25 protein-coding genes are annotated in these 25,394 nt (G+C 69.3%); 5 read left to right on the top strand and 20 right to left on the bottom strand.

Annotated elements, in window-relative coordinates:
- Positions 1–27 precede the first annotated feature (27 nt).
- The 6 genes from glyA to OXS27_RS17155 all read right to left on the bottom strand — a co-directional run bounded on the left by glyA (position 28) and on the right by OXS27_RS17155 (position 7,942).
- The gene (gene glyA / locus OXS27_RS17180) at positions 28–1,332 is read right to left on the bottom strand and encodes a serine hydroxymethyltransferase (RefSeq protein ID WP_243919212.1); all 1,305 of its coding nucleotides are present in this window, start codon (positions 1,330–1,332) and stop codon (positions 28–30) included.
- 151 nt (positions 1,333–1,483) lie between these two features.
- Positions 1,484–1,795 (bottom strand): cupin domain-containing protein, encoded by a 312-nt coding sequence (locus tag OXS27_RS17175; protein ID WP_267357764.1) that lies wholly within the window; start codon positions 1,793–1,795, stop codon positions 1,484–1,486.
- Between the two features lie 106 nt (positions 1,796–1,901).
- Positions 1,902–2,651, bottom strand: coding sequence for a DUF937 domain-containing protein (locus OXS27_RS17170; protein WP_267357762.1), 750 nt, complete (start codon positions 2,649–2,651; stop codon positions 1,902–1,904).
- Between the two features lie 117 nt (positions 2,652–2,768).
- Complete coding sequence (locus OXS27_RS17165) at positions 2,769–4,205, bottom strand: MATE family efflux transporter (RefSeq protein ID WP_267357760.1); 1,437 nt, start codon at positions 4,203–4,205, stop codon at positions 2,769–2,771.
- Positions 4,206–4,229: 24 nt separating this feature from the next.
- Complete coding sequence (locus OXS27_RS17160) at positions 4,230–6,200, bottom strand: monovalent cation:proton antiporter-2 (CPA2) family protein (RefSeq protein WP_267357758.1); 1,971 nt, start codon at positions 6,198–6,200, stop codon at positions 4,230–4,232.
- Between the two features lie 122 nt (positions 6,201–6,322).
- Positions 6,323–7,942, bottom strand: a complete 1,620-nt coding sequence (locus tag OXS27_RS17155) for a formyl transferase (protein WP_267357755.1) — start codon at positions 7,940–7,942, stop codon at positions 6,323–6,325.
- 339 nt (positions 7,943–8,281) lie between these two features.
- On the opposite strand from OXS27_RS17155, the gene OXS27_RS17150 reads away from it, so the two are divergent.
- On the top strand, positions 8,282–8,569 hold the full coding sequence (locus tag OXS27_RS17150; protein ID WP_267357752.1) for a hypothetical protein: 288 nt from the start codon (positions 8,282–8,284) through the stop codon (positions 8,567–8,569).
- On the opposite strand, the gene OXS27_RS17145 is transcribed toward OXS27_RS17150, so the two are convergent.
- Positions 8,563–9,099, bottom strand: a complete 537-nt coding sequence (locus tag OXS27_RS17145) for an RT0821/Lpp0805 family surface protein (protein ID WP_267357750.1) — start codon at positions 9,097–9,099, stop codon at positions 8,563–8,565. The two genes, OXS27_RS17150 and OXS27_RS17145, sit on opposite strands and share 7 nt — an antisense overlap.
- 93 nt (positions 9,100–9,192) lie before the next feature.
- On the opposite strand from OXS27_RS17145, the gene pdxH reads away from it, so the two are divergent.
- Complete coding sequence (gene pdxH, locus OXS27_RS17140) at positions 9,193–9,816, top strand: pyridoxamine 5'-phosphate oxidase (RefSeq protein WP_267357748.1); 624 nt, start codon at positions 9,193–9,195, stop codon at positions 9,814–9,816.
- A gap of 68 nt (positions 9,817–9,884) precedes the next feature.
- Here the strand turns inward: pdxH and OXS27_RS17135 are convergent, their stop codons facing one another.
- From OXS27_RS17135 to OXS27_RS17095, 9 genes are all read right to left on the bottom strand, one after another.
- Positions 9,885–10,583: a 50S ribosomal protein L25/general stress protein Ctc gene (locus OXS27_RS17135; RefSeq protein ID WP_243919203.1), complete on the bottom strand. Its 699-nt coding sequence runs from the start codon at positions 10,581–10,583 to the stop codon at positions 9,885–9,887.
- Between the two features lie 160 nt (positions 10,584–10,743).
- Entirely contained in the window at positions 10,744–11,025 is a 282-nt protein-coding gene (locus tag OXS27_RS17130; protein WP_243919201.1) for a hypothetical protein, read from the bottom strand.
- A gap of 428 nt (positions 11,026–11,453) precedes the next feature.
- The gene (locus tag OXS27_RS17125; protein ID WP_267357746.1) at positions 11,454–12,344 is read right to left on the bottom strand and encodes an ABC transporter permease; all 891 of its coding nucleotides are present in this window, start codon (positions 12,342–12,344) and stop codon (positions 11,454–11,456) included.
- A 2-nt stretch (positions 12,345–12,346) separates the two neighbouring features.
- Positions 12,347–13,276, bottom strand: coding sequence for an ABC transporter permease (locus OXS27_RS17120; protein ID WP_267357743.1), 930 nt, complete (start codon positions 13,274–13,276; stop codon positions 12,347–12,349).
- Between the two features lie 211 nt (positions 13,277–13,487).
- Positions 13,488–14,750 carry an extracellular solute-binding protein gene (locus OXS27_RS17115; RefSeq protein WP_243919193.1) on the bottom strand — a complete coding sequence of 421 codons (1,263 nt, stop codon included), beginning with the start codon at positions 14,748–14,750 and terminating at the stop codon, positions 13,488–13,490.
- 17 nt (positions 14,751–14,767) lie between these two features.
- Positions 14,768–15,763, bottom strand: coding sequence for an ABC transporter ATP-binding protein (locus OXS27_RS17110; protein ID WP_243919191.1), 996 nt, complete (start codon positions 15,761–15,763; stop codon positions 14,768–14,770).
- Between the two features lie 46 nt (positions 15,764–15,809).
- Positions 15,810–17,237 carry a dihydropyrimidinase gene (hydA, locus tag OXS27_RS17105; RefSeq protein WP_267357740.1) on the bottom strand — a complete coding sequence of 476 codons (1,428 nt, stop codon included), beginning with the start codon at positions 17,235–17,237 and terminating at the stop codon, positions 15,810–15,812.
- A 77-nt stretch (positions 17,238–17,314) separates the two neighbouring features.
- Entirely contained in the window at positions 17,315–18,460 is a 1,146-nt protein-coding gene (locus OXS27_RS17100) for a helix-turn-helix domain-containing protein (RefSeq protein ID WP_267357738.1), read from the bottom strand.
- Positions 18,457–19,017: an isochorismatase family protein gene (locus OXS27_RS17095; RefSeq protein ID WP_267357736.1), complete on the bottom strand. Its 561-nt coding sequence runs from the start codon at positions 19,015–19,017 to the stop codon at positions 18,457–18,459. Before OXS27_RS17095 ends, OXS27_RS17100 begins: the two co-directional genes overlap by 4 nt.
- A 123-nt stretch (positions 19,018–19,140) precedes the next feature.
- Here OXS27_RS17095 and OXS27_RS17090 point away from each other — a divergent pair, with 123 nt between their 5' ends.
- The gene (locus OXS27_RS17090) at positions 19,141–19,854 is read left to right on the top strand and encodes an NAD-dependent deacylase (protein WP_267357734.1); all 714 of its coding nucleotides are present in this window, start codon (positions 19,141–19,143) and stop codon (positions 19,852–19,854) included.
- Between the two features lie 218 nt (positions 19,855–20,072).
- Positions 20,073–20,297 carry a hypothetical protein gene (locus tag OXS27_RS17085; RefSeq protein ID WP_243919186.1) on the top strand — a complete coding sequence of 75 codons (225 nt, stop codon included), beginning with the start codon at positions 20,073–20,075 and terminating at the stop codon, positions 20,295–20,297.
- 346 nt (positions 20,298–20,643) lie between these two features.
- On the opposite strand, the gene OXS27_RS17080 is transcribed toward OXS27_RS17085, so the two are convergent.
- The 3 genes from OXS27_RS17080 to OXS27_RS17070 form a co-directional block, all read right to left on the bottom strand.
- Positions 20,644–21,021 (bottom strand): hypothetical protein, encoded by a 378-nt coding sequence (locus OXS27_RS17080; RefSeq protein ID WP_267357732.1) that lies wholly within the window; start codon positions 21,019–21,021, stop codon positions 20,644–20,646.
- A gap of 75 nt (positions 21,022–21,096) precedes the next feature.
- Positions 21,097–23,427 carry a xanthine dehydrogenase family protein molybdopterin-binding subunit gene (locus OXS27_RS17075; RefSeq protein ID WP_267357730.1) on the bottom strand — a complete coding sequence of 777 codons (2,331 nt, stop codon included), beginning with the start codon at positions 23,425–23,427 and terminating at the stop codon, positions 21,097–21,099.
- The gene (locus OXS27_RS17070; RefSeq protein ID WP_267357728.1) at positions 23,424–23,903 is read right to left on the bottom strand and encodes a (2Fe-2S)-binding protein; all 480 of its coding nucleotides are present in this window, start codon (positions 23,901–23,903) and stop codon (positions 23,424–23,426) included. Before OXS27_RS17070 ends, OXS27_RS17075 begins: the two co-directional genes overlap by 4 nt.
- A 353-nt stretch (positions 23,904–24,256) precedes the next feature.
- Here OXS27_RS17070 and OXS27_RS17065 point away from each other — a divergent pair, with 353 nt between their 5' ends.
- The gene (locus OXS27_RS17065) at positions 24,257–24,538 is read left to right on the top strand and encodes a type II toxin-antitoxin system prevent-host-death family antitoxin (protein WP_267357726.1); all 282 of its coding nucleotides are present in this window, start codon (positions 24,257–24,259) and stop codon (positions 24,536–24,538) included.
- Between the two features lie 446 nt (positions 24,539–24,984).
- On the opposite strand, the gene OXS27_RS17060 is transcribed toward OXS27_RS17065, so the two are convergent.
- Positions 24,985–25,320, bottom strand: coding sequence for a hypothetical protein (locus tag OXS27_RS17060; RefSeq protein WP_243919177.1), 336 nt, complete (start codon positions 25,318–25,320; stop codon positions 24,985–24,987).
- Positions 25,321–25,394 lie beyond the last annotated feature (74 nt).

Below are 25,394 nucleotides of genomic sequence, written 5' to 3'. Positions count from 1 at the left end.
GCCCGGAAGGCCGGCCCCGCTCAAGCCTCAGCCGTAGATCGGGAACCGGTCCGTCAGCGCATGGACGCGGGTCTTGACGTCGGCCTCAACCGTGCTGTCACCCGCCTCGCCCTTGGCGACGAGACCGTCCAGCACCTCGACGATGAAGCCGCCGATCTGCTTGAACTCGGCGACGCCGAAGCCGCGCGACGTGCCGGCCGGGGTGCCCAGCCGGATGCCCGAGGTGATCGTCGGCTTCTGCGTGTCGAACGGCACGCCGTTCTTGTTGCAGGTGATGTCGGCCCGCGACAGCGCGGCTTCCGCTGCCTTGCCGGTCAGGCCCTTCCGCTGCAGATCGACCAGCATCAGGTGGTTGTCGGTGCCGCCCGAGGTGATGTCGTAGCCACCGGACATCAGCGTGTCGGCGAGCGCCTTGGCGTTCTCCACCACCTGACGGGCGTAGATCTTGAACTCGGGCTTCAGCGCCTCGCCGAAGGCCACCGCCTTGCCGGCAATGACGTGCATCAGCGGGCCGCCCTGAATGCCCGGGAAGATCGCCGAATTGAACTTCTTGGCGAGCGCCTCGTCGTTCGTCAGGATCATGCCGCCGCGCGGGCCGCGGAGCGTCTTATGGGTCGTCGTGGTGGCGACGTGGGCGTGCGGGAACGGCGACGGATGGACGCCGGCCGCCACGAGGCCCGCGAAGTGGGCCATGTCGACCATGAAGTAGGCGCCGACCGAATCCGCGATCTCGCGGAACTTGGCGAAATCCCAATGGCGCGGGTAGCCCGAGCCGCCGGCGATGATCACCTTCGGCTTATGCTCCTGCGCGAGCTGGGCGACCTGCTCCATGTCGATGCGCTGGTCGTCCCGGCGCACCGTGTAGGACACCGGCTTGAACCACTTGCCCGAGACGTTCGGCGGAGCGCCGTGGGTCAGGTGGCCGCCGGCCGCGAGGTCGAGGCCGAGGAACGTATCGCCGGGCTGCAGCAGAGCCAGGAACACGCCCTGGTTGGCCTGAGAGCCGGAATTCGGCTGCACGTTGGCGAAGCCGCAATCGAACAGGCGCTTGGCGCGCTCGATGGCGAGATCCTCGGCGATGTCGACGAACTGGCAGCCGCCATAGTAGCGCCGGCCCGGATAGCCCTCCGCGTACTTGTTGGTCAGCACGGAGCCTTGAGCTTCCAGCACGGCGCGGGAGACGATGTTCTCCGAGGCGATCAGCTCGATCTCATGCTGCTGACGACCGAGTTCCTTGGCCACCGCCTCGGCGATCTCGGGATCTGCATCCGTCAGGGGAGCCGCGAAGAAGCTATTGGAGAAGTGCTTGTCGGCGGCAGTACCGGCGCTCATGGTCAGCCTCTGTTCTGGTAGGGGCAATGCCCGGCCTTTCGTCGGCGTGCACGGGCGGGCGTTGAAGGTCCGATTTCTACACGGGCCGAACCCTCAGGCCAAGCACAGGCCTTTTTTCAGCCGGGATGAAAGAAATTGAAGGCGGCGCTCTTCAAAGCGCTAGGTTGGTCTCGATCAACACCGTCTCAGTCTCGAATGCGGCGGCATGCCACGCCCCGGCGGGGAAGTGGAACACGCTGCCGGCGGTGAACGGCTTGCGGCCCTGCTCGGTCTCCAGGATCCCGGAGCCCGAGACAACCTGTACGAACTGCTCGTGATCGTGGCTGTGGCGCGCGGCGGAGACGCCGGCCGGCACCACCACGCGCACGAGGCTCGCCCCTGCGCCCGGAATCGTGCGTTTGGCGACGCCGTTGGCCGCGACGCTCTCTGCCCGGTCGTCCCAGACGGTCAGGTGGTCGGTCATCACTGGGCTCCCCCGGCAGCCGGACAGGATCGGACCGGCACCGGCACCGGCACGAGATGCGACGCGGATCCGCCGAGGCAACGGCCGCGGGGGCTTCGTCCCTGCATCACCCGGTCCCGCCCTGGGGCGGGCGCCCGCGCTTGGCCTTCGCGGCCTGCGGCTCGTGTGACCTGCCAGCCTGCGCATCCCGGGGGCCGTCGGCCGTCGTCCCCGTCGAGGGCCAGAAGGTCTCGAACAGGTCCTGCATCGCCCGGATGTTGTTGCCCTGCACCTCGGCCCCGGTGCGCAGCATCTGCTGGAGCATGTCCGAGCCGCCCTCGCCGGGCTTCGCCCCCGGCGGCTTGGGCACCGGCTTGGGGGGCGGGGGCTCGGTGGGCATGAACGCTTTGGCCATCTCGGCCCAGGCCGGGCCGAACGGGAACGGCACGGGTGGCGGCGGCGCGCTCGCCCGCGCCTGGGCGGGCGCAGGCTGCGGCTGGTTCATCAGCACGTGGACGATGCTGGCCACCACGGCACCCGCCATCATCGGCAGCATCTGGCGGAGCACCTGCGCGCCCACGCCGCTCGTGGCCGAGGCCTGCTGCAGCACCCCCTGCAGCAGTTGGGCCGAACCGAACATCTGGCTCAGGGGATCGAGCCCCTGCCGCCCCGCGGGGCGCGCCGCATCGGGGAGGCCGAACATCCGGGTCAGGCCGCTCGGGTCCATGCCGACGCTGCGCTGGAGGCCGAGGGTCAGGGCCGGCATCAGCGCCTCGAAGGCGCGGGCCGTCTGTTCGTTCGTCAGGCCGAATTGCTGACCCAGGGCCTGGAACCCGGCTTCGCCCTGGGCCTGGAACATCTCGAGCGGGTTGAACATGACGCCTTGATCCTGGCCCGGTCGGACCAGCCGGGATGGAGCATCGTGACCCGTCGCGCGGGGAAATACCAGTTCCTACCCGCGGAACTTGTGCTCAGTGCGACTCGACCGTCGTGTTCAGCTTACCGGACCATGCTGGGCATGGCCCACCGGCAGGGGCGCGACCCGGTGGGGCACCTCCGACGCGCCCGTGGCCGGCAGCAGGTTCGGCCCGGCGCCCTCCAGCCGGTCGACGGTGCGACGCGCGAGCAGAAATCCCAGCACCCCGAAGACCAGCGAGCCGAGCCCCATGCCGGCCACGACTCCCCGGGGGCCGTAGAGTGCGGCACCGAGCAGGCCGGGCGGGATCGTGCCCAGCGTCGCCCGCCCCCAGTTCAGCAGCGTGGAGCGTAAGGGGAAGCCAAGATTGTTGAAGGCGGCGTTGCCCAGGAACAGGAGCCCGTTGAAGAACCAGATCGCGCCGCCGACCTGGCAGAAGAAGCCGAACAGATCGGCCGCGACCCCGTGCAGGCCGAACAGGGCGGCGATCGGGCCGCGGGCGAGCGCCAGGGCGAGCCAGACCGTGCTCACGTAGGCGAGCGTCACCCCGGCGGCGGCCCGCAGGACGCCGCGCATCCGGTCGAACCGGCCCGCGCCCCAGTTCTGCGCGAGGATCGGCCCGATCGCCCCCGACAGGGCGAACAGGCCGCAGAAGGCCACCGGCGTCAGGCGGTCGATCACCGAGGCGGCCGCGACTGCCTCGGCGCCGTAACCGGCATAGAGACGCGCCAGGAACGCGCTCGCCGCCGAGGGCGCGAGGTTGGTGAGGATGGCGGGGCCCGCGACGATCGCCAGGGTAACCGTGTCGCCCCGGAGGTCGGCGCCGCGGGGCCAACTCAGGAGGCCATGTCGGGCGACGCCGCGCAGACCCACCGCCACGAAGGTCACCCGCGCCACGCAGACCGTGATCGCCGCGCCCTCCAGGCCGAGGCCGGCGGCGAAGATCAGCACCGGGTCGAGGAGCGCCGTGATCACGGCGCCGGCGAGCGTCACCAGCATCGCCTGCCCAGCCGCGCCGACCGCCCGGAGCAGGCCTGTGAACAACATGCCGGCGGCCAGCAGGGGGTTCGACACCAGGGTGATGTGCAGGAACAGCGTGGCCACCCGCAGGGCCTCGCCGCGTGCGCCGATCAGGGTCAGAAGCGGCTCGGCGTAGAGCGCGATCAGCCCCGCGATCAGGGCGGAGACGAGGGTTCCGAGCGTCAGCGCCGAGGTCGAGAGGCGGCGGGCCGAGGCTAGATCGTGCGCACCCACGGCCCTCCCCACCAGGGCGCCCGCGGCGATCATCAGGCCGATATTCACCGCGGTGGCGGAGAACTGCACGATGCCGGCGAATCCGACCGCCGCGGTGAGGTTCGGGTCGCCCAGCGTCGAGACGTAGAGCAGCGACAGCAGGTCGACGGCGAAGATCGCCAGCAGACCCACCGAGCCGGTGGCGCCCATCACCACGACGTGCCGGAGGATCGAGCCCGTGACGAAGCGGCCGGACTCCGGTGGGGGCAGGCCGTCAGACATCGTGCGCGTCAGGCATCGGGACGATCACGCATCCCGGATGCCGCCTTCCGTCTCCAGCTCCGCCTCCGGATCGCCCTCGGCGGCGTCTACCTCCTGCGGGGCCAGCGCCGGCCTCTCGAGCACGCGCTCGGCCGCCTCGCGCCGGTCGCTGCCCACGAGGTCGCGGGTCTCGGTGCTGAGCGCCCGGGCGGGCCGGACGGGTAAGGTCAGCGGCTCGGGCTTCAGGCCCGCCGCGGCCCCGCGCATCCAGCTGGAGCCGTCCGGCAGGGCGCCCGCCTGCTGCAGGACGAGGCGGGCGATGTCGCGCTTGCGCACGTCGTCGGTCCGGGCGGCCGCGGCCTCCGGCGACAGGCCGAGCGCCTCCAGCGCGGCGCGCCCGAAGGTGAGGGCCGATTCCGCGGTCTCGCGGATCTGGTAGTCGACGTCCCGGTTCATCAGCTCGACCGCGTGCAGGCGGTCGTAGGCCCGCACGAAGGTGCGTACCTCGGAGAACTCCTCGTGCACGATGTCGACGATCTTGAGGGCGCCCTCCCGGTCGTCGACGCAGATGCAGACCAGCTCGACCCGCCCGATGCCCGCGGCGCGCAGCACGTCGAGCCGGGTGCCGTCGCCATAATAGATGCGGAAGCCGAAGCGCGAGGCTGCGCGCAGCTGCTCCACGTCCTTGTCGATGACGGTGGCGTTGATGCCCTCGGCGAGCAGCACCTGCGTCAGAAGCTGCCCGAACCGCCCGAAGCCGATCACCAGGACGCGGGCGTCGCCGCTCTCGGCGAGTTCGGTCGACGGCTCCTCGATGTCGTGCGTGGTCCGCGCGTTGCGCCGCTCGATCAGCTTGTCGAGCCCCTTGGCGGCGATCGGCCCGATCAGCATGGTCAGCGCCGCGAGCGCCACTGCGAAGCGCGTCGCCGTCGCGCCGGTGAGGCCGAGATCCGCAGCTTGCGGCAGCAGTACGAAGGCGAATTCGCCGGCCGGCGCCAGGACGGCCGCGCCGCGCAGCGCCCCGAGCGTGTCCGAGCCGAACAGCCGGAACAGGCCCGCCACCAGGGCGACCTTCACCAAAATGGCGGCGAGCGTCGCCCCGAACAAAGCCGGCCAGACCTCGCGCACGAGATTGCCGTCGATCGACATGCCGACGCTCATGAAGAACAGACCGAGCAGCATGCCGCGGAACGGCTCGATATCGGCCTCCAGCTGATGGCGGAAATTCGACTCGGCGAGCAGGATCCCGGCGAGGAACGCACCCATCGCCATCGAGAGGCCGACCTGTTCCATCAGCAGGGCGGTGCCGAGCACCACCAGCAGGGCGGCGGCCGTCATCACCTCGCGGGCGCCGCTGGCCGCGAGCAGCCGGAAGAACGGGTTCAGGCCGTAGCGGCCGACCAGCACCACCGTCAGGATCGCGGCGACCGCCTTGCCGGTGGAGAGCGCGGCATCCCCCAGCCAGGCCGGGTCGGTCGCCCCACCCGCCGAGGCCAGCAGCGGCATCAGCGCCAGGATGCCCACCACCGAGAGGTCCTGGAACAGCAGCACCGCGAAGGCGCGGGCGCCGTAGGCGCTGTTCAGGTCGCCCCGCTCCTCCAGGAGTTGCAGCGCCACCGCGGTCGCCGACAGGGCCAGCGCGAGGCCGATCACCGCAGCCGCCCCGAAATTCAGGCCCGCCAGCAGGCCGGCCCCGCCCAGCACCAGGGCGCAGACGACCAGCTGCGCGGCGCCCAGGCCGAAGATGTCGCGCCGCATCGAGACGAGTTGCGACAGGTGCAGTTCCAGCCCGACGATGAACAGGAGGAGCACCACGCCGATCTCGGCGACGCTCGCGGCGGTCTCGGGCTCGGCGATCAGCGACAGCCCTGAGGGCCCGATCAGCACGCCGGCCACGAGGTAGCCGAGCACGGCGCTCTGGCCGATCAGCCGGAAGATCGGCACGCCGATCACCGCCGCCGACAGGAAGGTCAGGACCGGAGGCAGGAAGCTCGCATGTTCGACGGGGCTCGCCATGAAGATCGTCCCGGCGGTTCTTCTACGGTTCGCGCGTGAGCCCTCCGATTAGCGCGGCCGGCGCCGGGATGCGAGCCGCAAGCGCGTGCCGTTCGGCACCGGAGGGAATCGTGCGCGCCGGATCAGCGCAGCAGACGCGGCCGGGCCGGGCGCGAGCCGTCGATGAATTCGAGGCCCCCGGCCGCGCTCAGCATGTGCAGGCGCGAACCCGGCCAGGCCGCTCCAGGCCCGAGCCGGGTCTCAACCCGCTGGGCGTAGCCGTCCTCGTCGAGGCGCAGAATCCGGGCGAGGCCGAGCGCCGCGCCGTAGCCGTTGCGGCAATCCTGCACCGGCCGGATCAGCGCGCCGCCCCGCGCCACGACCGGCCCGGCGGCCCGGGCCGAGCCGACATCGATCAACACCGGGTTGCGCCGGTGCGGCGTCCAGGGGCCGCGGAAATGCGGCGCGTGCCAGAGGTGCAGCGTGTCGGAATAGCTGCCTCCGCCGGCCCGGACGGTGGCGAACAGCCACCAGCGTCCCCCGTGGTGCAGCAGGGTCGCGTCGCTGGCCACGACCCCGTCGACCAGCACCGCCTCGTGGACCCAGCCCCGCGGGAAAGCGGTGGCCCGGTAGAGGTCGATCGTCCCGGAGGCGTGGGATTCCGGGATCATCCAGACCTGCCCATCCGCTTCGAAGACGAACGGGTAGGAGAGGTGTGTTTCGAGTTCGAGCACCGGCTCCGGGCGGCCCCGCGGGCCGTCCGCTTCGAAATCGACTGCCGAGATCACGCCCTTGCCCCGGCGGTAGTCGAACTCCTCGACGAACAGGGTCACGGCCCCGTTCCGGGCGATGGCGAAGGGGTCGGCGTAGAAGCGGCGCCCGTCGTCCGGCAGGTCGTTCCAGCCGCCCTCCGGGTGGCGGCGCAGGTCGATCAGGTCGGGACCGACGACCTGCCGCCAGCCCACCCGCCATTGCGGACCCTGGAAGCAGAGGGCGTAGAGCCGCCGGGCGATCTGCCGGGCGAGCCCCCCGGCGGCGCGCCGCCCGGCCCCGAACCCGTCGAGGTCGAAGGCCCTACCGGGCTGCAGCGGCGCCTCGGCGCCGTCGGGAAGCGTCGGCGATCCGGCCCCGTCGAGGGCGGCGGCGATCAGCGTGATCGTCCGCGCGAGGTAATCCTCGAAGGCGGCGAGCATCACGGTGTGGGATTCCGCCCCGAGGCGGCCGACCGCCACTGGGGCGCCGTTCGGCCCGCGCAGGGCCGCCACCGGCGCCCGGCGGGCGAACAGGGCGGCGAGCAGGCCTGCCTCCCCGGGCAGGCCGTCGAAATCGAGCCGCCAGACCGGCGCGGTGGTCGAGGAGTCGGTCGGGTCGGCGGGGGCGCCCGAGAGGTCGAGAACAATGTCGTCCCCAGTCTTCACAGTCCCGTCCGGCCCGGCCTCGTAGGGCGCGAGGGCGACCGGCTCGGCCGCGGTGGCGAGGCCGGGTCGGGGCAGCCCGTGAATCGCCGCCTCCAGGCGGAACAGCAATTCGGCATTCGCCGGCAGGCCACTGCCCTGCGTGACCCAGGCGATCCGGACGCGCCGGTCCGGATGCTGCCCGAGCTGGTCGAGGAGGCGGATATGCCAGCCGCGCAGGGACCGGCGGTCGAGGCGTACGGTGACGGACCGCGCGGCGGCGCCTGAACGCGGCGGCTGAAGGACGGGACAGGCCGGAGCCCGGATGCCGGCCATCGGTCGGTCCGAGCCGCCGATCACACGCTCCATCAGCCGAGCGGCCTTGCGCTCGGCCTATCGTATTGCGTCACGACGCGCACGGTGAAGGGCCCTGGAAAACGCCCTCAGACGGCCGCCAATACGGTCGATGCGGGCTCGGAAACTGTTGCTTGGCGGCACGATCCAGCAAGATCGATCGGTTGTCCACCACAGCAGGCCGGTCATGCCGGGCGATTCCTGCCAGCGTCATCAAAAATTGATACGTTTCATCCGGCATCGTAAATCTCTGCTGCGCGGCCGAGATACCATGTCACGCGGTTGATCCGGGCCGCTCGGGAACTCCCCGTTCGGCTGCGCCGTTCGCCGAGTCAGAGGTTTTGGAGACAGGACATGACGTGCAAGACGCTGACGCTTACGGCAATGCTCCTCGTCGCCCTGCCGGGTACGGCCTTCGCGTTCGGTGGCGGCGGCGGCGGTGACAGCGGTAGCGGGCTCTCGCCCTACGCGGCGCTCAGCGGCAACGACCGCTCGGCGGGCGTGAACAACGGCAATTATCGCGACCCGGCGCTCGATCCCTACATCCGGACTTATGATCCGGAGGCTGCCGCCCGCTACGCCGCACCGCCGGCTGCCCAGCCGCGGCTGCGCATGCGGCCGTATTACGGCTATCCCTACTGAGACGTCCCGCTTGAGCCGGCCTCCTTACGGGGCCGGCCGTCATCAGAAGCATCCGGACCCTTCGCTGTCCGGATGCGCGTGAGCGTCCAAGCGCCGCCCGAAGGTTTGCAGCCGGTGCCGCGCACGAAGCGGCTGCGCCTAGGCCCGACGATGGACGCCAGGAAGTTGCGGCAGATCAGGTCGTCGGCCACGTAGGGTAGGCCAGTCGGATTGACGGTGCCGTGCAGGCTCGTCTCGGGGTTGTCCCACTTCATGGGACGTCCATTGCCCTGCGGATCCAGCGCGACCGTCAGGGCTGCCCGGGCCCGGCGCCAATCCTCCTCGGCGAGATCGTTGCCGAAGCTCAGGGGCCGCTTCTCGATGCTGCCGGTGACAGTGGGCTCCGCGACCACGCGCGGCGCCTCGTCTTCTCCACGGAAGACCAGCAGCGGCTGGCTGCAGCCGCCCAGGACCAGCATCATCGCCAGCGGCAGTGTGGTCGCACCGAAGCGTGACCGCAGCCGTGGCCCTTTACACGCGCATCGTCGCATTACACCTGACTCACGACGGGCTTTCCGCTCGACCGAACATGCCGATGTCGGTGCCCCCTCAGGCCCCTGGACGCGGCAAGCAGGAGTCTTGGCGTGGATCAGTTAAGGACCGATGACCCGCGAGGGGCGGACTTCACCCAAAGCGACGACCCGGTCGCCCTGTTCTCCGTCTGGATGAAGGAGGCGGAGGCTGCCGAGCCTGAGGATCCGAACGCGATGGCGCTTGCCACTGCCGGCTCAGACGGGCTGCCCGATGTCCGCGTGGTGCTCCTGAAGGGCTTCGATGCGCGCGGCTTCGTGTTCTACACCAATGCCCAGTCCGCCAAGGGCGAGGAGCTGGCGCAGAATCCGCAGGCGGCCCTGGTGCTGCACTGGAAGAGCCTGCGCCGGCAGGTGCGCGCACGCGGCCAAGTCTCACCGGTGAGCCCGGAGGAGGCGGATGCGTATTTCGCGAGCCGTCACCCGGAGAGCCGCCTCGGCGCGATCGCCAGCCAGCAATCCCGCCCGCTCGCCGACCGCGCCACGCTGATGGGCACGGTGGCGGAACTGGCCGCGCGCTACGGCGACGGACCGATCCCCCGGCCCGCGCATTGGACCGGCTTCCGCATCGCGCCGACGAGCATCGAGTTCTGGCAGAACGGCGATTTCCGCCTGCACGACCGGGTTCGCTTCACCCGGACCGGCGACGGCTGGAACCGGGCGCGGCTCTATCCCTAAGGCTGTCGTCCCGAAACGAAGAGAGCCCCGGCCAAACCGGGGCTCTCGCGTGCGCGGTGCGACGAGGCTCAGGCCTCCTCGCCGTCCTTCTTCTCGTCCTCGGCACCTTCGGCCTCGGCCTCAGCTTCGGCCTTCTCCTCAGCGGCCTCGGCCGACTGTGCCTCGGCGATGGCGGCCTCTTCGGCCTCCACCTCGGCGCCGAGCACGGTCGGCGGCACGATGTTGGCGACCGGGTCGGTCTGCTCGCCGGTGTAGGTGCCGGCCGGGATCTTGATGTCGGAGACGTGGATCACGTCGCCGATCTGCCGGCCGGTCAGGTCGACCTCGATCGCGTCGGGGATCTGGTCGGGGGCGACGTCGAGGGCCAGCGTGTGGGACACGATGTTGAGGGTGCCGCCGCCCTGCTTGATGCCGGGGGCCTCGTCCTCGTTGATGAAGTGCACCGGCACCTCAACCGTGACAGTCTGGCCCGAGACGACGCGCAGGAAATCGACGTGCAGCGGGACGCCGCTCACCGGGTCGAGCTGGAAGTCGCGCGGGATCGCGCGGATCTTCTTGCCACCGGCGTTGATCTCGAACAGCGTGGTCTTGAAGCCGCCAGCGTAGATCAGGGTGCGGGCGCGGACGAGGTCGACCGCGATGGATTCCGGCGGCTGGCCGCCCCCGTAGATGACGGCGGGAACTTGGCCTTGGCGACGAACGGCCCGGGCGGCCCCCTTGCCGACCCGGTCGCGTGCCACGGCCTCAAGCGTCTTTACTGCGCTCATGGCGTGATCCTTCAGATGATAATGGGATCCGGAAAACGAAAAAGCCGCCCGACGCGGACGGCTGTGACCTTCCCGGCGCGCCCCTGCCTCCAAGGGTGTCGGAGGGCGCGCGGTGCGCATACACGGATGAGGTGGAATTGGCAATGTTCGGGTGGGGCTCCTACGCGGCCGCGAGGCCTCGCCGAAGGATGATGCCGATTGCCTCCTCGCGGCTCGGCCGCTCCGGTCTCGACAAACGCCACGCATCGATCGCGCCGAGCACATCCCCGGGGATCGTTGACGCATCGTCTGGCTGGGGCGCGGACGCTGCCACACCGAACTTGCGCAGGGCGAAGGGCGAGTCGCTATCCGGCATCAGATGCAGGGTGACGGAGACTTGATCGCCACTCGCAAGGCGATCGACGGTGTCGTGCGCGTCTCGCAAGTCCAGGCCGAAGGCCATTAGCGCTCGCACGAGGCTGACGGGTTGCTCGATCGGGCTCGACGCCTGGAGCAGGAGTTCAACGGGGATACCGGAAGGGCGGTGGTCGGCGCCCTCGTTTCGGTCCCGCCCCCGTCGTTCGAGTGCCTCCTTCAATGACGATCGCATCGACTTCAGCCTCTCTCAAGATCGCCGCACCGATCGCGTTGAGCCGAACCCGCCCGAGGGCGCCCGTGTGCAGCCCCTGGATATGGGCACGACGAAAATACAATGTTTGGCCGATCCGCTCCAGTTCGCCCACCGCCTGCTGCCGCCCGACAGGAGTCTCAATCTCGATCAGGACCGTATTTCCACGGCCGTAATCGAGAATCGTGACCGCAACGGATCCGGCCAGCCACACAAGCGACCCTCATCGACTCGCATGTAAGCAGGATGAGATGGCAAGCGACCTACGGCAACCCCGCCAGCGCCCGCCGCGCCCGGCGCTTCTGCAGCCACAGGGTCAGGCCGAGCGCCGTGCCGATCACCAGGGCCGAGACCGTGGTGGTCACCGTGCCGAGCGCGTAGATCTCGGGCGTTGTCACGGTGGTGGTCAGTCCCTGCAACTCCAAAGGCAGCGTGTTGCGGCCGCCGATCGCCTGGCTGGTGCGGGCGAGCTCGTCGAACGACAGGGTGAAGCCGAACAGTGCGACGCCAACCAACGCGGGCGCAAGAATCGGCACCACCACGTGGCGGAGCGTCTGCGGGCCGCTGGCGCCGAGGTCGCGGGCGGCCTCCTCGTAGGCCGGGTCGAACCGGTTGAACACCGCGAACATGATCAGCAGGCCGAAGGGCAGCGTCCAGGTGAGGTGCGCGCCGAGCGCCGAGCTGTAGAGGCCCATCAGGGTGCCGTGGTCCTGCAGGAATCCCCAGCCCGTCGCGGCGGCGAGCGCCTTGATGGCGTCGTCGAGGAGCCGGAATTCCAGCCCGATCCCCAGCGAGACCACGATCGAGGGCACGATCAGGCTCGACACAGCCAGGGCGAAGACGAGGCCGGCGCCGCGAAAGCCCTTGCGGAAGGCGAGGCCGGCAAAGAACGCGATCGTCACGGTGAGCGCCATCACCACGAGGCCGAGCGCCAGGGAGCGCCGGAGCGCTGCCCAGATGTCGACGACGCCGACGCCCGCCCACAGCTTGGCGAACCAGTGAGTCGAGATGCCGTTCATCGGGAAGGTCAAGCCGCCGGACGGGCCCTGGAAGCTCAGCGCCAGGATCGTCAGCGTCGGCCCGTAGAGGAACAGGACGTAGAGGGCGAAGAGTCCAGCAAGCCCGTAGAAGGCAAGGCCGCGGGGCTGCTCCATCGCTACAGCTCCCGCCGGAGGTCGATCATCCGGGTCAGCCCCAGGATCATCAGCAGCACCGCGGCGAGCAGCACCATGGCGTTGGCGGCGGCGGCCGGGAATTGCAGATAGGCCATCTGCACCTGGATCACCTTGCCGACGCTGGCGATTTGCTGGCCACCCATGACGCCCACGGTGACGAAGTCGCCCATCACCAGGGTCGTCACGAAGATCGTCCCGATCGCGATGCCGGGCTTGGCGAGCGGCAGGATCACGTTCCAGAGGATCTGTGCGCCGGACGCACCGCCGTCGCGCGCCGCCTCGATCAGCCGCCGGTCGATGCGGGCGAGGCTGTTGAAGATCGGCACGATCATGAACACCGTGTCGAGGTGCACGAAGGCCAGCACCACCGCGAAGTCGGAGTAGAGCAGGCCCTCGATCGGCTCGCGGATCAGCCCGAGGGTGCGGAGCGTGTCGTTGATGAGGCCGTTGCGGCCGAGCAGCGGGATCCATGAGATCATGCGGATCACGTTCGAGGTCCAGAACGGGATCGTGCAGAGCAGGAACAGGCCCATCCGCACCGTGCCGGAGCGGATGTGGAAGGTGAGGAAGTACGCGATGGCGAAGCCCAGCGGCAGGGTGATGGCCAGCGTCAGCACGACGAACTTCACCGTCGAGAGGTAAGTCCGCACAGTGGTGCAGAGGTCGGCCGACAGGCAGCCGTCGAACACGTCGACGTAGTTCTGCAGGGTCAGCGCCGGGATGATCTCGTACTCGTTGTACTCCCAGAGCGAGACGATCCCGGTGAGCACCAGCGGCACCACGAGGAAGACCAAGAAGACGAGGGCCAGCGGCGCGGCTTGAAGATAGGCGAGGGCGCGGCGCGGGCGGGGCGCTGTCGCGGCGGGCGCTGCGGCCACCGTGGCAGGGGCAGGCAGAGCGAGATCGGTCATCGGGTTCGCCCTGCGCGCGCCGACGCATCCCTCCCCCCTCTGCGGGGGAGGGTGGCCCTCGCGTCAGCGAGGGTCGGGAGAGGGGCGGCGCGACGGTTCGGGATGTGAAGCCCGTCGCCCCCTTCTCGGATGCGGCGCTCCCCTCTCCCGACCCGCTTCGCGGGCCACCCTCCCCCGCAAAGGGGGGAGGGGGAACTGGCGCGCACCGCCCTCACGCTGCGATGAACTCGTTCCACTTGCGCACCATGTAAGTGTTCTCGTCCATCACCGCGTTCCAGCAGGCGACCGCGCCCATCCGCGCGTCGAAGGAACCGCCGTCGCGGGTGGCGCCGGCCTTCTCGATCAGCGTGCCGTCAGGGCCGAGGATGTCCTTCTCGGCGGGCTTGCCCTCCATCCAGAAGGCCCACTCGTAGGGCTGCATGTTCGCCTGGGCGGTCTCCAGCACCGCGGAATAGTAGCCCTGCCGGTTGAGGTAGGCCCCGGCCCAGCCGGACAGGAACCAGTTGATGAAGTCGTAGGCCGCGTCGAGCTTCTTGCCACTCAACGTTTTGGGGATACCGAAGCCCGAGGCCCAGGCCCGGTAGCCCTCCTTCAGCGGCTGGTAGGTGCAGGGTACGCCCTGCGCGCGGACCTTGGTGACGGCGGGCGACCACATCGACTGGATCACCGTCTCGCCCGAGGCCATCAGGTTCACGGATTCGTTGAAGTCCTGCCAGAAGGCCCGGAACTGACCGGCGCGCTTGGCCTCGATCAGCACCTTGATGGTGCGGTCGATCTCGGGCTTCGTCATGTTGCCCTTGTCGCCGTAGGTGTAGTCGCCGGTCGCCTCCACCACCATGGCGGCGTCCATAATGCCGATCGACGGGATGTTGAGGATCGAGGCCTTGCCCTTGAAGGCCGGGTTCAGGAGCTCCTTCCAGCTCGTGACGGGCACCTTGATCAGGTCCGGCCGGATGCCCAGCGTGTCGGCGTTGTAAACGGTGGGGATCAGCGAGATCCACTGGGTCTGTTCGCCGGCAAACTTTTTGGAATCCAGACCTTCCAGGTAGAAGACCTTGCGAGGCGCCGTGCCCTGGTCGCCGATCCGCTTGCCGGCCACTTCCCCCTTGGTGAAAACGGAAGAAATTTTGTCTGCGAGCTTGATCCGCTTGGCGTCCATGCCCTGCAGGTTGCCCGAGGGCAGGATCTTCTTGAGGCTGAAATACTCGGTGTCGATCAGGTCGAAGGAGTTCGGCTGGGTGACGGCGCGCTTGGTCACCTCGTCGGTGACCACCGGTATGTACTCGAGGGTAATGCCGAGATCCTCCTTCACCTTCTTGGCGATGTCGGCGGACTGGTTCACCGCAGTGCCGAGGTAGCGCAGGGTCACGGGCTCGGCGGCGTGGACCGCCGGGAAACCGGTCACCGGCGTGGCGGCCAGCGCGGCGGCACCTTTCAGGAGCGTGCGCCGGCTCGGCTTCGAGGGCAGGTCCATGGTCGTCTCCGTACCTGTTACGCGTCGAGGCGGTGGGCGGCGGCTGCTTCCCAGCCGACTGGGATCGTGTCGCCGAGGCGGAGCGGCCGGGCCGCGAAATCCGCGTCGCTGAGGATTGCGGTCAGCGCGGCCGGGCTCTCGGGCGCGCGTTCCAGCCCCTCGGCGTCGAGGCCGACATGGACGCTGGTGCCCTGATACTCGACCGCCACCACCCGGGCCGGCAGCGCGGCGTGGCCGGCCTCGGCGCCGAGTCGCATCCGGTCGGCCCGCACGGCGACGAGCCCGTCGGGCAGCCGGATCACGTTGTGGCCGCCGATGAACCGGGCCACGAAGGCGGTGGCCGGCCGCTCGAAGACGGTGCGCGGGTCGGCGGCCTGCTCGATCCGGCCGGCATTCATCACCACCACGAGGTCGGAGAGCGCCATCGCCTCCTCCTGGCTGTGGGTGACGTGGATGAAGGTAAGGCCGAGCTCGGTCTGGATCCGCTTCAGCTCGACCCGCATCCGCACCCGCAGGAACGGGTCGAGGGCCGAGAGCGGCTCGTCGAGCAGCAGCACCTTCGGGCCGGTGACGAGGGCGCGAGCGAGCGCCACGCGCTGCTGCTGGCCCCCGGAGAGCTGGGCCGGCAGGCGCCCGGCGAGGTGGCTCATCTGCACGAGGTCGAGCATCGCCATCGCCCTGGCGCGGCGCTCCGCCCTGCCGACCCCACGCATCTTGAGGCTGAAGGCGACATTGTCGCGCGCGTCGAGATGCGGGAACAGCGCGTAACTCTGGAACATCATGGCGGTGCCGCGCTCGGCCGGGGCCGCATCGCCCACCGCCTTCGGGCCGATCACCACGTCGCCGGCGCTCGCGCGTTCGTGCCCGCCGATCATCCGCAACGTCGTGGTCTTGCCGCAGCCCGAGGGGCCGAGCAGGCAGCAATAGGCGCCGGACGGCACCTTCAGGTCGATGCCGTCGACCGCAATCGCCGCGCCGTAGCGCTTGGTCAGGCCGATCAGCTCGACATTCATGCAAGGCTCCCCCGGAGATCACGCAAGCGACGGGCCAGCGCGGCCGTCAGGCGTCCCGCCGCTCGGCCGGATCGACCGCCCGGTCGAGCACCCGCCCACGGCCCGGCGCGGACAGGACCTTTCCGTCCTCGGCGATGACCTGCCCGCCCGCGAGGGTCATCACCGGCCAGCCGGTGACCTCGAACCCCTCCCAGGGCGTGTAGTCCGAGCCGTGGTGCAGGTTAGCCTGGCGGATGGTCTCGCGCCGGTTCGGATCCCAGAGGGTGAGATCGGCATCGAAGCCTGGGGCGATCGAGCCTTTGCGCGGGTAGAGGCCGTACAGCTTGGCGTGGTTCGTGGCGGTCAGCGCGGCGAACTGGTTGAGGCTGATCCGCCCCTTCGACACGCCCTCCGAGAAGAACACCGGCAGCCGCGTCTCGATGCCGGGGATGCCGTTCGGGATCCAGCGGAAGGAGGTCTTTCCGCGCGGGTTCAGCTTGCCCTGCGGGTCGTCGTAGCGGAACGGACAATGGTCGGAGGAGACCACGTCGAAGATCCCGCGCCGGATCCCCGACCACACCGCCTCCTGGCTCTCGACGTCCCGCGTCGGCGGCGAGCAGACGTATTTCGACCCCGCCATGGGATCGTCCTGGCCGAGCCCCTTCATGTCCTCGGCCGTCAGCGTCAGGTATTGCGGGCAGGTCTCGGCCCGGATCTTCAGGCCCCGCGCTTGCGCCCAGGCGATCTGCTCGGTGGCTTCGCGGCCCGAGACGTGGACGATAACGATCGGCAGGTCGATCAGCTCGGCATGGCTGATCGCCCGGTGGGCCGCCTCCCGCTCGACCACCTCCGGGCGGGACAGGGCGTGGCCGTAAGGCCTGGTCTCGCCCGCTCGCTCCAGCCGCTCGCTGAGATAGCGGATCGCGTCGTAGCCCTCGGCGTGGACCATCACCCGGGCGCCCTGCCGCCGCGCGACGTGGAACACGTCCAGCAACTGGCGGTCGTTCAGCACGAGATCGTCGTAGGTCATGAAGACCTTGAACGAGGTGTAGCCGTCGGCCACCAGTGCCGGCAGCTCCTGGCCCAGCACGGCCTCGCTCGGGTCCGAGATGATCATGTGGATCGCCACGTCCACGTGGCACTGGCCCTCGGCTTTGGCACGATAGGCATCGACCGCGCCCCGCAGCGAGGCGCCCCGGGGCTGGAGCGCGAACGGCATCACGCAGGTGTTGCCGCCGGCCGCCGCCGCCCGGGTGGCGCTGGCGAAGTCGTCGGCCATGACGATGCCGGGGCCGGAATCCTGGGCGATGTGGACGTGGCTGTCGATGCCGCCCGGCAGGACCAGCAGGCCGGAGGCGTCGATCACCCGGGCGGCGTCGGCGATGGCCTCGGCCACCGCGACAATCCGGCCGCCGCGCACGCCGATATCCGCCCGCACCGTATCGCTCGCCGTGACGACGGTGCCGCCGCGGATCGCCAGATCGAATTCGGGCATGCGGTTCCTCCTCTGCGCCGAGGGGCCGATGCACGGTCCGCGCCGATTCGGGCGACCGCCATCACGGCGGCAGGAGGTCACAGCCGATCGTCGGGGTCCAGCGACTTCCGGTCATGGGTTTCCAAGGGCTCAGCCCTTTGGCGGGGGATCGGGGCGGAGCCCCGATGGCGGGCTTCGCCCGAGCCCATCAGGGCGCTGCCCTGAACCCGCGACAGGTCCCGACCTTTCGAATCCTGGATTTTGGCGCGTAGAACCGAGGGCGCCGTCGCGTGGAACTGCGCCCACACCCGCCGCAGGTGCCGGGCCGAGGCGAAGCCCGCACGCTCGGCCACTTGTTCGAGGCCGAGGTCGGTCTGCGCGATCAGATCCCGGGCGCGTGCGATCCTGGCGCGGTTGACCGCCTCCGTCACGGTCATCCCGGCATGGTGCCGGAACAGCCGCGCGAGATTGCGCGGGCTCGCCCCGGCCAGCTTGCCCAGCGTGACGGGCGACCAGTCCCGGGCCGGCTCGGCCGCGATCGCGTCCTGCGCCCGGTGGACCACCGGATGCAGGTGGCTGCGGCCTTCGAGCCAGGGGGAGAGCTGCGGATCGTCCGGGCCGCGGCGCATGTACACGACCAGGGTGCGCGCCACCACGACGGCTGTCGCCGGACCGGCCCACTCCGCCACGAGGTGCAGCATCAGGTCGATGCCGGCGGTGACGCCGGCGCTGCTGAACCGGTCGCGGTCCTGCACGAACAGCCGGTTCTCCAGCACATTCGCCCGGGGTGCCGCTGCCCGGAGGCGAGCGCAGCTGCCGTGATGGGTGGTGCAGGCGTAGCCGTCGAGCAGGCCGGCCCGGGCCGCCAGCAGCGCGCCCTCGCAGACCGTCACGACCGTGTGGCCCGGCCGGATCGCGGCGCGCAGCCACGCCACGAGCTCGGCCTCCGCGGCTTCATCCGCGGCGTGATCTCGCGCCGGGCCGAGCGGGTGCTCGGTCGCGCCGGGCAGAAGCACCACCGTCCCTGGCGCAATCTCCGGCGGCAGCGGGCCGGCCCCGCGGAGATCGAGCCCGATCGAGCTGCGGATCGATCCCTGCGGCGCCGCGTAGCGCAGGTCGAACGCGATCCGGTCCTGCACTGCCCCGGCGATCCGCAGCACTTCCACCGGGCCGGCCAGATCGAGCAGCAGCGCGCGGGGCGGCAGCACCACCAGGACCGGAATGCGGCGCCCCGACCCGGTCATGCGGCGGCGGGCAGCGCCCGGCCGGCCAGCGCCTCCTCCACCGTGGCGATGCGGGCGAAGCGCTCGGTAAGCACCAGCTCGGTGCGGGTTTTGATGTCATCGGCCTCGAAGCGGCGGCCGTCCGGATGGGTCATGGCGAAGGTCAGCGTCGCCTCCGTGACGAAATCCACCTGCCAGCCGCTGTCGGAGGCGTGGCGGGTGGTGGTCTCGCAGCACTGCTCGGTCCGAATCCCCGACACGATCAGGCGGCGGATCCCGTGTTGCGTCAGCCAGCCCGCCAAGCCGGTATCGACCAGGGCGCTGTGCCGGCGCTTGTGGAAGATAGCCGACGGCGCAATCACGATGGGATCGAGGGTGCGGACATGGCCCGATTCCAGCGAGAATGGGCCGGTCTCGGCGAGGTGGAACACCTGCAGCACCGGGATGCCGCGCGCTACGGCGCCGTCGATGAGCGCCTGCAGGCGCTCGGTAAAGCGCCGGATGCCGGCGTCAATCCAGAACGGCCTGTGCCGGAAGGATTCCTGGACATCGATGACCAGCAGCGCAACATCGGACATTTCGTGCCTCCCGAGGGGTGAATGCCGCGTGAGCATCCGTCTCCCGGGTTCGGCGCGAAAGCAACCGTGCCGCCAACGAGCGGACATTTCCGGCCATCCTACGCAACCGCCCGGAGCACGCGCATGACGGCACACCCCGAAAGACTCTTCGTCCTGACCGGTGCCGGCGTCTCGGCCGAGAGTGGGCTCGGTACGTTCCGGGACCGCGGCGGGATCTGGGCACGGTTCGATCCCGTGAAGCTCGCCACCCCGGAGGCCTATGCGGCCGATCCCGACACGGTGCTCGACTTCTACGACCATCGCCGCCGGGGCGTGATCGCGGCCGAGCCCAACGCCGCGCACCTTGCCCTGGCACAGGCCGAGGCGCGCCTCTCTGCGCGGGGCGGGCGGCTGTTCCTGTGCACGCAGAACGTCGACGACCTGCACGAGCGGGCGGGCTCCCGGGCGGTCACCCACATGCACGGCGAGTTGCTCAAGGCCCGCTGCTGCGCCTGCGAGGCGGTCACGCCCTGGCGCGCGGACTTGACCCGGGCGGAATCCTGCCCGGCCTGCGGCGTCGCGGGCCGGATGCGGCCCGACGTGGTCTGGTTCGGCGAGATGCCGATGCACCTCGACGCGATCGAGGGGGCACTGGCGGAGGCGGATCTGTTCGTGGCGGTGGGCACGTCGGGGGCGGTCTACCCGGCGGCCGGCTATGTGCGACAAGCCCGGACGCTCGGAATTCCGACCTGCGAGATCAACCTCGAACCCTCAGACAACGCCGACGCGTTCGACGCGGCCCGGTACGGGCCGGCCAGCGAGGCGCTGCCGCGGTACTTGGCCGATCTCGGTCTGTAACCGCACCCAATGCAGCAAGGCCTTGTAACGGCTGTGCATTTCGACCCCAGGTAGGTTGCGGTCGTCGAGGATATATGTCCTAATTTTTGCGAATCACGTCCCTGCGCGCTGTCAAGAACTGTTCGGAGCGTTGCCGGCCGGCTACAAAGGTCAAGCTTGGGCTCGGCGTCGCGGCCCTCCCAAGCGTTCGTTGAAGCCACAAGGGGAAGCCACGACCCATGCAGCACTTCACCGTAACCGACCGCGAGCGTGACACCGTCCTGGCGGCTTTGCGCTATTATCAATTCTACCGGATGCAGGGACATCCCTTCGACCCCCGCCAGGACCACCTGATCGACACGATCGCCAGCCACACTGGCGAGTCCCTGAACCTGACGGAGATCGACGATCTCTGCGCCGGCCTCAGCGGCCACCGCCACGCCCTGGCGGCTAAAGCAGCCTGAGGCTGTCGGGAGCGGTGCAGCCGCTCCCATATCCCGCACGCAGGATACGCACGGGACGATCCCTCCAAGATGAGCGGGAGCGCCGCCGGAGCTGGATCCTTCCCGATCCCGGGGGCACCCGTGCCCCGCTTCCCTCAAAGACCGGATTCAGCCTCCGAAAAATCATGCCCGGACGATCCCGCGGGACCGTCCGGTCCCGTGAGGGCAGGCGGCACAGGGTTTCCAAAGGGCGAGCCCTTTGGCGGGTTGCCAGGGCGGAGCCCTGGTGTTTCGGGCGGAGCTTCATCGCAGGGCGCTGCCCTGCATCCGCAAAAGGTCCCCGACCTTTTCAAACCCTGACTTGCGGTCAGGGGGCCTTCTTAAGCTGCTGCTCGGCTCGCGAGACGGCCGCATCACAGCCCGTCGCGTCACCCTTCGAATCCGCCGTGCGGGCCTCCTCCAGGGCGACCTTCGCCTGCTGGGCGGCGTCGGCCCCCTGGCCCGCCTGCGCCGACTTCTCAGGCGGGGCCTCGGGGGATTCGTTCGCCCGCTGGCCCTCCGTGCCGGTCACACCCTCGCCACCGCGCTTGGCAGCGTTGCCCTGGCCGCTGGTATTGGCCGAGATCGACTGGCTGACCTCGGCCTGCACCCGCTTCGACACGCTATCGATCCGGTCGATACAGGGCGAGGCGAGGGCGGGGGCCGCCATCAGGATCAGGCAGGCCGTCAGGGCGGGACGCATCATCGGATCAGATCGCTTTCCAAAAAGAAGGGGCCGCAGGTTTCCCTACGGCCCCAACGTCGCGCGACGGGTGACGGTTCAGGCGCTCAGCTGATCGCGGATCGGCAATTGCCGGACCCGCCGGCCGGTGGCCGCGAAGATCGCATTGGCGATGGCCGGTGCGACCGGCGGCACGCCGGGCTCGCCGACACCGCCGAGCGGACCGTCATAGGCGCCGGTCGACACGAGGTGCACGCGGATCACCTTCGGGGCGGCATCGATCCGGGTGATCTCGTAGCCGTCGAAGTTGTTCTGCACCGCCCGGCCCTGCTTGAAGGTGATCTCGGAGGTGAGGGCGAGCCCCATCCCCATGACCACCGCGCCCTCCATCTGCGAACGGATGCGCTCCGGGTTGACCTGCGGCCCGCAATCGACCGCGATGTCGACCGCCTTCACCTGGACCTGGCCCTTGTCGTCGACCTCCACCTCGGCCGCCACCGCCGTGTAGGTGACGAAGCTGTAATGGCCGGCGATGCCGAGGCCGCGGCCCTTGGGCATCTCACGCCCCCAGCCTGCGCCCTTGGCAGCCGCCTCGATCACGCCGCGCAGGCGGCCGGTGTCGATCGGGTAGCGCTTCGGGTCCTCGCCGTAGTTCCAGACATCGCCGATCTCGGTCGGGTCGATCTTCCGATCGGGGCCGAGGAGTTCGAGCAGATATTCCTTCGGCTCGCGGCCGGCGGCATGCGCCAGCTCCGAGACGAAGGACTGGATCGCGAAGGCGTGCGGGATGTTCGACACCGAGCGGAACCAGCCGACCCGGACATGGGCGGCGGCCTCGGGGTTCTCCAGCCGCATGTTCGGGATGTTCAGCGGGGTGTTGACCAGCCCCATCCCGAGTTCGAACGGCAGCTCGTGCTTCGGATCCGGTGCGAAGATCGAGCCGATCGTCGGCGCCACCGAGCGATGCAGCCACGCCACCGGCATGCCCTTCTCGTCGAGGCCGGCCTCCAGGTGCTCCACCGAGATCGTGTGGTAGAAGCCGTGGTGGATGTCATCCTCGCGGGTCCAGGCGAGCTTCACCGGCGCGCCGCCGACGGCCTGCGAACAGAGCGCCGCCTCGACCACGTAATCGGGCTTGGACTTGCGCCCGAACCCGCCGCCGAGCAGCGTCACGTTGACCTTGACCTTGTCGTCGGGCAGCTTGAGCGCCTTCATCAGGCGATCGTTGGCCGCCTGCGGACCTTGCACGCAGGCCCAGGCCTCGCAGAACCCGTCCTTCACCCGGGCCACAGCGGCCGGGGGCTCCATCGGGGCCTGGGCGAGGTGGGGCACGAAGTACTCGGCCTGAAGCTTCGTCTTGGCCTTGGCCATCGCGCCGTCGACGTCACCCTGCGTGCGCACGACCTTGCCGGGCTTGCGGGCAGCGGCCTCCAGCTCCTTGCGGAACACGTCGGTGTCGTAGCCGGCGTTCGGGCCGTCGTCCCAGGTGATCTTGAGGGCGTCCCGCGCCTTCATGGCCGACCACGTGTTCTTGGCCACCACCGCCACGCCGCCGAGCGGCATGAACTCGGAGGGGATCGCGCCGCCGTCGATCTTGAAGATCTTGACGACGCCCGGGACCTTCTTGGCCTCACTGTCGTCGAAGGACTTCACCGTGCCGCCATAGACGGCCGGGCGCGCGACGACCGCGTACAGCATCCCGTCGAGCTTGGTGTCGAGGCCGTAGATGGCCCGGCCCGTGGTGATGTCGAAGTTATCGATCAACCCGACCTTGCCGGTGCCGATGTAGCGGAAGTCCTTGGGGTCCTTCAGCTTGACGTCGGTGGGCACCGGCAGTTCGGCGGCGGCCTGCGCCACCGCGCCGTAGCCGAGGGTCCGGCCCGACTTGGCGTGGGTCAGGGTGTGGTTGACGGCCGTCACCTCGGTGGCCGGCACGCCCCATTGCTTGGCGGCGGCCTGGATCAGCATCAGCCGCGCGGCGGCGCCGGCATGGCGGAAATGCTGGAAGAAGTGGCGGGTCGAGCGCGAGCCGTCGGTGTCCTGGTTGCCGAAACGATCCTCGTCGCCCCAGGCCTGGACCACCTTCACCTTCGACCAATCGGCCTCCAGCTCGTCGGCGACCGTGAAGGCCACCGAGGTGCGGATGCCCTGGCCCATGTCGGAGCGGTGGTTGGTTACCGTGACGGTGCCGTCCGGCGCGATGGCGACGAAGACCTTCGGATCGTCGCGCCACCCGTGCGGCATGCCGTCGGCGCCGAATTTCTGTTCCTTCTGCTCCTTGGTCTGGGTCTCGTCGGCCCGTGCGGGGCGCAGCGAGAGGGCCAACACCAGGGCGCCGGCGCCGCCGAGGATGCCGCGGCGGCTGACGTTGTCGAGGGCCGGCTTGGTGCCGGCGAAGAGTTCAGCGGACAATTTGGCGTCGTGAATCACAGGCGCTCTCCCTTGGTGGCGGGGGCCGTCTGGCCGGCAGCCTGATGGATCGCCGCGCGGATGCGCGGGTAGGTGCCGCAGCGGCAGATGTTGCCGCTCATCGTGTCGTCGATGTCCTGATCGGAGGGCTTGGGCGTGTCCTTGAGCAGGGCGGCGGCCTGCATGATCTGGCCGCACTGGCAGAAGCCGCATTGGGCGACGTTCAGGTCACGCCACGCCGCCTGCACCGGATGGTTGCCGTCCGGCGACAGCCCCTCGATGGTAACGATCTCCTGGCCGGCCGCCGCCGAGACCGGGGTGATGCAGGCGCGGGTCGCCGCGCCGCCGAGATGGATCGTGCAGGCTCCGCACAGCGAGACGCCACAGCCGAACTTGGTGCCGGTGAGCTGAAGCTCGTCCCGCAGGTACCACAGCAGCGGCATGTCGGGGTCGCCGTCGAAGCTGCGCGCAGCCCCGTTCACGGTGAGTTTGATCATCGTTGCGTCCTGTCTGGCGGCGCCGGAGCGGCGTTCAGTCGGGTCCGAGCCGGGCCGGGGGCCAAGGCCAGCTTTGCCGGCTCACGTCTGCCGGGCGGCCACGCCGCCGGGCGAACGCTCAAACTCAGAATAATAAATATTCTAAAGCAGGCTCTGGGTCGGGCGCAACGCGGGGAGGGGGCGGGTCATCCCACCGTGGTTGCGTTCCGGGTATGCCACGTGCGGTGGCGCACGTGAATCGAGCTGATAAGACACGCGCGGTCATCGTGCTCTAGCCGACGGCGCCCGCTGGCCCACCGCGCCGCGACGCGGTATAAAACGAGCCCCCTGGTTCTAACTTCGGATCTCGGCTGATGGACACGATTAGCCTCGCGGATGCGGAGACACAGCTCGGCGCTCTGATCGACCGCGTCGCGATCGGCGACTCGGTCGCGTTCACCCGTGACGGTCGTCCGGTTGCGCTTCTGACCCGTACCGACATCCCGTTGCAGCCCATCAGTCTTGACGTCCTCCGCGCGGTGACCGCCGCCATGCCGGAGCTGGGTGAGAGCGCCGGGTCCTTCATCCGCACCATGCGGGATGAAGACCGCTATGGAGATCCTATGTCGACACCTCGGTCTTGGTCTCAGCGCTGACCAACGAGACCCGGACTGCGGATGTGCAGGCCTGGATGGCGCATCAGAATCCAGGCGGCTTGGCGATCAATCCTCGGGTCGTGAGGTAGTTCTCGGCCGCTCTCTCGCTGAAGATCCGCTCAGGCCAGCTCGGGCTCGAACATCGGGCCGCGGCCCTGTCCGCCTTCTCTCGGATCACGGCAGAGTCGTTCCACGTCCTCGCGGTCTGCGACCGGCATTACCGGGTTGCAGCTTGATTTGCCGACTAAGCTCCGTTCGGAGTGCGAGCCGGCGACGCGCTGCACCTTGCCATCGCATTCGGGGCCGGATTGGGCATTGCAACCCTCGATCGCAAGCTCGCCGAGGCGGGGAGCGCTTTGAGGGTGCCGACGGAACTGTTGTGATTCTGGGCGCGCCCCTACTGGTGGCGCCGCCTACCAACTCGATGAGCGAATCCTGCCGTCCGCTCACCCCTCGAAGGTCTTGTCCGCACCAACCAAGAGATAGCGGCCGTTTTTCGGGATAGGAAAGCCGTATCCATCGCCGGGCTTGTCGAACACCAAGATGCCCGCTTTGTGATAAGCGCTGCCGTAAAGCTCAACGCCGATTTTCTGCAGGGTTAGATGAATAGCCTGCACAGAATCCACGCCTGCGCCAAAACTATCCCAAGCGGCATCTGGCCACCCAATAGTGTAGCGACAGATCCACATGCCATCGGAAAATTCTGGAGCGCTTATGGATATCTTGCACTCCTTAGATTCCGTGCCGCTTTGAATTGAAAGTGATCGCTCTGCAATGATCATGATATCACCATCAAAAGTTCAATGGAGGGATTGGGTGGCCGTTCTCACATGCGACAAATCTCACCATTGCTTGC

Origin of the sequence: Methylobacterium sp. GC_Met_3 (genome assembly GCF_026540775.1) — a bacterium.
In the GTDB taxonomy this organism is placed as follows: domain Bacteria; phylum Pseudomonadota; class Alphaproteobacteria; order Rhizobiales; family Beijerinckiaceae; genus Methylobacterium.
The sequence above is the reverse complement of the archived record's forward strand: the minus strand, read 5'-3'. Positions and strand labels throughout refer to the sequence as shown.